The following is a 5,989-nucleotide window of genomic DNA, read 5'->3' as shown; positions in this document are numbered from 1 at the left end:
ACAGGCCGACGCACGGCCAACTCCACATGGAGCTGGCGGCGGCCTATTTCGGGCGTGGCAACAACGAGGCTGCGCTGGACGACGTCAAGAAGGTGCTGGCCGCCAAGCCCGATTCCAGCGCGGCCTACAACCTGCGTGGGCTGATCTACGCCAGCATGGACCAGAACGACCTGGCCGAGAGCAGCTTCCAGCGCGCCATGCAGATCAATCCGCGCGATTTTGATGCGGCGCACAACTACGCCTGGTTCCTGTGCCAGAAGCGTCGTTTTGACGACGCGGATGCCGAGTTCGCCAAGTTGCTGGCCCAGCCGTCCTACCGGGACATCGTGCGCACCCAACTGGCGCGCGGCGTGTGCCTGGCCCGCAACCAGCATTGGGGGGATGCGGAGCAGGCCTTGCGGCGTGCCTACGAGCTGGATCCCGCCAATCCTGCCGTGGCCGTCAACCTGACCGAGGTGCTCTACCGCGAGCAGCAGTACGAGCGCGCGCGCTTCTACATCCGCCGGGTGAATGGCGTGGACGAGTTGGTGACGTCCCAGACCTTGTGGCTGGCGATGCGCATCGAGAAAAAGTTGGGGCGGGATGATCAGGTGCAGCTGCTGGGCAACCAGTTGCGCAACCGGTTCCCGGACGCATCCGAAACCCTGCTGTTCGAAAAGGGTCGATTCGATGACTGAATCCAACGAAGGGCCGCAAGAAGGCGCTTCGAATGGCCGCAGCGCCGGGCAGCTTCTGCGCGCGGCCCGCGAGGCACAGGGCATGCACGTGGCGTCCCTGGCGGCTGTGCTGAAGGTGCCGGCGGCCAAGCTGGAGGCGCTGGAAGCCGACCGCTACGATGAACTGCAGGGGGCGACCTTCGTGCGAGCGCTCGCCCAGGCCGCCTGCCGTGCCCTCAAGATCGATCCCAATCCGGTGCTGGTGCGCTTGCCCAAGGTGGAGGTCATGCCGCTGGGCGCGATCGGCCCCGGCATCAATGCCAGCTTCAAGGGAAACTTCAAGGGCAGCGCGCCGGCGCGCGAGCTCTCCGACAGTGGCTCCCCTCGCTGGGGGCTGCTGATCCTGGTGCTGGTGCTGGTGCTGGCCGCCTTGGCCATGCTCCTGCTGCCTCGCAACTTCCTCCAATGGGGGCCGTTGGCCGCCCAGGTCGAGGCGGTGCTGCCGGCGTCGGCATCGGCGGTGGCTTCGGCCGTGGCGCCACCGCCGGCCAGTGCCGCAGCTTCTACCGTCGAGCCCAGCGCCGCGCCGGTGGCGGCCTCGGTTGCTGCCTCCGCACCTGCGCTGAGTGCTTCCGAGGTCCGTGAAGCCGCGGTGGCGGGTGCGCCGTTGGGGGCCTCCGGCGTTCCGTCCACGGCAGCCTCGGCACCGGCCGTGGTGCCCACCGGCGGGCGGGGCATGGTGCAGTTCCGCGCGGTCGCCCCGAGCTGGGTCGAGGTGCTGGATGCTTCCGGCCAGTCCTTGATCGGACGCATTCTCCACCAGGGGGAAATGGTCAATCTGGAGGGGGCCTTGCCCCTGCGGGTCAAGGTGGGCAACGTGGCGGGCACCGAGGTGGTGTTCCAGGGCCACCCGGTGGACTTGAAGCCGCTGGCCCGAGACAACGTGGCCCGGCTCGAACTCAAGTGATTTCTTTGACATGACAGAACAATCCCGTCCCCTTGACTCGCAGACCTCCGACGCGGAACAGCCGATTGCGCTGGCCGCTCCGGCTGCGCGGCGATCGCGTCAGGCCCGCGTGGTCTGGGGTGACCGGGTGGTGACCATCGGCGGTGACGCGCCCGTGCGGGTGCAGTCGATGACCAACACCGACACGGTGGATGTCATCGGAACCGCCATTCAGGTGAAGGAACTGGCCCGAGCCGGTTCCGAGCTGGTGCGCTTGACGGTCAACACGCCGGAGGCCGCTGCCGCCGTGCCGGAGATCCGCGACCAGCTCGACCGGATGGGGGTGGATGTGCCGCTGGTGGGTGACTTCCACTACAACGGCCACCGTCTGCTGACCGAGCACCCGGCCTGCGCCGAGGCGCTGTCCAAGTACCGCATCAACCCGGGCAATGTGGGCAAGGGCGACAAGGGTGACCGCCAGTTTGCGCAGATGGTGGAAGCTGCCTGCCGCTACGACAAGGCCGTGCGCATCGGCGTCAACTGGGGCAGCCTGGATCAGGAGGTCATGGCGGCCCTGATGGACGCCAATGGCCGCCGCACGCGCCCCTGGGAGGCGCGTCAGGTGATGTACGAGGCCCTGGTGCAGTCGGCGCTGCAGTCCGCGGCCCAGGCCCGGGATGTCGGCCTGGACCCCAATCAGATCATCATCAGCTGCAAGGTCAGCGGGGTTCAGGATCTCATCGCCGTGTACCGCGCGCTGTCGCAGCGCTGCGACTATGCCCTGCACCTCGGCCTGACCGAGGCCGGCATGGGCACCAAGGGCACCGTGGCGTCCGCGGCGGCGCTGTCGGTGCTGCTGCAGGAGGGCATCGGCGACACCATCCGCGTCTCGCTGACCCCGCAGCCCGGCGAGGAGCGTACCCAGGAGGTGGTGGTGGCCATGGAGATCCTGCAGGCCCTGGGGCTGCGCAGCTTCAACCCCAGTGTCACGGCCTGCCCGGGTTGCGGTCGCACCACCAGCACGGTGTTCCAGGAACTCGCCAAGCAGATCGACGACTTCCTGCGGGCGCAGATGCCGGTCTGGCGCGCGCGCTACCCCGGCGTCGAGCAGATGAAGGTCGCCGTGATGGGCTGCATCGTGAACGGCCCTGGCGAGAGCAAGCATGCCGACATCGGCATCAGCTTGCCGGGCACCGGCGAGGCACCGGCCGCGCCGGTGTTCATCGATGGCGAGAAGGCGATGACGCTGCGTGGCGAAGGCATCGCCACCGAGTTCCAGGCCATCGTGGAGCAGTACATCGAGCGCCGCTACGGCAGTGCGACCGACGCGCATTGACGCCAGGCTCCCCCTTCTTCCAGTGTCGCCGCGTGCCGCGGCGACAGGGCTCTCAGCCACGACTTCATTGGTCTCTCGGCAGATGCCGCCAGGCGCGGCATCTGCCTCTCTTCATGATCTGACATGAGCGAACAACTCAAAGCCGTCAAAGGCATGAACGACATCCTGCCGCCGGAATCGGCGCGCTGGGAATGGTTCGAAGCAACCGTGCGCCGCGTGATGCAGCGTTACGCCTACCAGAACGTGCGCACCCCGCTGGTGGAACCCACGCCGCTGTTCGTGCGCGGCCTGGGCGAGGTGACCGACATCGTCGAGAAGGAGATGTATTCCTTCGAGGACAAGCTCAATGGCGACCTGCTGACCCTGCGCCCCGAAGGCACGGCCGGCGTGGTGCGGGCGGTCAACGAGCACTCCTTGCTGTACGAAGGCCCCAAGCGCCTGTTCTACATCGGCGCGATGTTCCGCCACGAGCGTCCCCAGAAGGGCCGCTACCGGCAGTTCCACCAGGTCGGGGTGGAGGCGCTGGGCTTCCCCGGGCCGGACCTGGACGTCGAGGTCATCCTGATGGCCCGTGCACTTTGGCGCGAGCTGGGCCTGAGCGATGTGCGGCTGGAGATCAACAGCCTGGGCCAGCCGGCCGAGCGTCTGGCGCACCGTGCGGCCTTGATCGCCTACTTCGAGGCCCATGCCGACCAGCTGGACGAGGATGCGCGGCGCCGCCTGCACAGCAACCCGCTGCGCATCCTGGACACCAAGAACCCGGCCATGCAGGCCCTGGTGGAGGCCGCACCCAAGCTGATCGATCACCTGGGCGAGGCCTCGCTGGCCCACCTGGAGGGGGTGAAGGCCGCCCTGACGGCCGTGGGGCAGCCCTTCACCGTCAACCCGCGCCTGGTGCGCGGCATGGATTACTACAACCTCACCGTGTTCGAGTGGGTGACGGACCGCCTGGGCTCGCAGGGCCACGTCTGCGCCGGTGGTCGCTACGATGGCCTGATCGAGCAAATCGGCGGCAAGCCTTGCGCCGGCCGTCGGCTGGGGCATGGGCATCGAGCGCGTGCTGGCGCTGCTGGAGGACAGTGGCCCCACCGTTCCGACCGTGGTTCCGGATGTTTACGCCGTGGTGCCGGACGCCCGCCGCATTGCCCCAAGTCATCGCGAACTTGGAGTCGCTGCGGGCGCAGGGCGTCACGGTGCAGATGCACGCCGGCGGCAAGGACGGGCAGGGCAGCTTCAAGTCCCAGTTCAAGAAGGCCGACGCCAGTGGTGCGCGACATGCGCTGATCTTCGGAGCCGATGAGCTGGCGCAGGGCATGGTGACCGTCAAGCCGCTGCGCGATGCCGCCGCGGCACAGGTGCAGCGGCCCCTGGCCGACCTGGCCAGTTGGGGCCCCGGACTGCGGGCCTCGGTCGCCGAAGCATAATCGGGAGCCCCGCCCGGTGGGTGGGGCGCAACTTCACCTCTTGCCCGCGTCCTGCGGGCCTCTGTTTTCATGGCAACGAATCTCGATCTTCAGGAACAGGAACAGATTGACGCGGTCAAGGCGTTCTGGGGCCAGTACGGCAATCTGATCACCTGGACCGTGACGCTGGTGCTGGTGGCTTTTGCTGGCTGGAATGGCTGGAACTGGTGGCAGCGTGAACAGGCGGTGAAGGCCAGCGCCATGTTCGACGAGATGGATCAGGCCGTGCAGGCCGGGGATGCGGGCAAGGCGGCTCAGGTTTTCAAGGACCTGAAGGATCGCTTCGGTCGCACCACCTATGCCCAACAGGCCGGCCTGCTGGCCGCCAAGGTGCAGGCCGACAAGGGCCAGGCTGATGCGGCGATCGCCAGCCTGACCTGGGTGGCCGACGATGCGTCCGATGAGGACTACCGCAGTCTGGCGCACCTGCGCCTGGCGGGGCTGCTGCTGGACAAGAAAGACTACGACGGTGCGCTCAAGCAACTGGATGCGGTCAAGTCGTCCGAGTTCGCCGGGCTGGCTGAAGACCGACGCGGCGATGTGCTGATGGCCCAGGGCAAGCAGGCCGATGCCGTGACCGCCTGGAAAAAGGGCTGGGATGCGCTGAGCGACAAGCTGGACTACCGCCGGGTGGTGGAAGCCAAGCTCACCGCCGTGGGGGCGCAGCCGGCGGCCTCGGGAGCGGCCCAATGAAGGCGCTCCGCTGGATTCACGGTGCCGCCCTGGGGGCCATCGCACTGGCGCTGCTGGGGGGCTGTGCATCGAAGGATCGGCTGCCGCCGGCGCCGCTGCAGGACATCAAACCGCAGATCGCCGGCAAGCAGGTCTGGCATGCGAGCCTGTCGGACAAGATCCGCTTTCCGCTGTCGATTGCCTCGGTCAAGGGCAAGTTCTATGTGGCCGACGAAGGGGGCCATGTGCTGGCCCTGGAAGCGGCTTCCGGGCATGAGTTGTGGCGCGCCCGGGTCGGCGATGACCTGAGCGCCGGGGTGGGCAGTGACGGCCGCTGGGCCGCGGTGGTGACCCGTGGCAACGAGCTGGTGACCCTGGAAGACGGGGCCGAGCGCTGGCGTGCCAAGCTGGGCATCCAGGTGGTGACCGCTCCTCTGGTGGCCGGCGAGCGCGTGTTCGTCGTGGGGGTGGACCGTTCCGTCCAGGCCTTCGATGCGGCGACCGGTCGTCTGCTTTGGGTCATGCGCCGTCCCGGAGACGCCCTGACCCTGGGGCAGGCTTCGGTTCTGAGCGCCTACAAGGACAACCTGCTGGTGGGGCAGGGCAACCGGCTGGCGGCGCTGGATCCCTTGAAGGGCACGGTGCGTTGGGAGGCCACGGTGGCCATGCCCCGCGGCACCAACGAGATCGAACGCCTGTCCGACCTGGTCGGTCCCGTCGGTCGCGTGGGCAGCCTGTTCTGCACTCGGGCCTACCAGACCGCGGTGGGTTGCGTGGACGCCGAGCATGGCAGCACGCTGTGGAACGTGAACACGACGGGCAGCGTCGGGGTGGCCGCGGATGGCGATGCGGTGTACGCCACCGATGCCGCTGACCGTGTCACGGCCCGTCGCCGCAGCGATGGCGTCAGCCTCTG

The 5,989-nt window shown here is 68.0% G+C and carries 5 protein-coding genes and 1 pseudogene; all 6 read left to right on the top strand.

All coding sequences use genetic code 11. From position 1 onward, the window contains the following. On the top strand, window positions 1-677 hold a 677-nt coding region (pilW, locus tag I73_RS06395; protein ID WP_026096388.1), incomplete at its 5' end, for a type IV pilus biogenesis/stability protein PilW. After that, entirely contained in the window at window positions 670-1,623 is a 954-nt protein-coding gene (locus tag I73_RS06390) for a helix-turn-helix domain-containing protein (RefSeq protein WP_022979851.1), read from the top strand. The genes pilW and I73_RS06390, both read left to right, overlap by 8 nt. Window positions 1,624-1,633: 10 nt before the next feature. Next, a complete protein-coding gene (ispG, locus tag I73_RS06385; protein ID WP_022979850.1) occupies window positions 1,634-2,938 on the top strand; it encodes a flavodoxin-dependent (E)-4-hydroxy-3-methylbut-2-enyl-diphosphate synthase in 1,305 nt (434 codons plus the stop codon). A gap of 123 nt (window positions 2,939-3,061) precedes the next feature. Then, window positions 3,062-4,362 (top strand): annotated as a pseudogene (hisS, locus tag I73_RS26370) (histidine--tRNA ligase). Window positions 4,363-4,431: 69 nt separating this feature from the next. Further along, window positions 4,432-5,094 carry a tetratricopeptide repeat protein gene (locus tag I73_RS06375; RefSeq protein WP_022979849.1) on the top strand — a complete coding sequence of 221 codons (663 nt, stop codon included), beginning with the start codon at window positions 4,432-4,434 and terminating at the stop codon, window positions 5,092-5,094. Next, the coding region (locus I73_RS06370) for a PQQ-binding-like beta-propeller repeat protein (protein WP_022979848.1) at window positions 5,091-5,989 on the top strand (899 nt) is incomplete at its 3' end. The genes I73_RS06375 and I73_RS06370, both read left to right, overlap by 4 nt.

Source organism: Ideonella sp. B508-1 (genome assembly GCF_000333615.1).
In the GTDB taxonomy this organism is placed as follows: Bacteria; Pseudomonadota; Gammaproteobacteria; order Burkholderiales; family Burkholderiaceae_C; genus Ideonella.
This window is presented reverse-complemented; position numbering and strand designations above follow the sequence as displayed.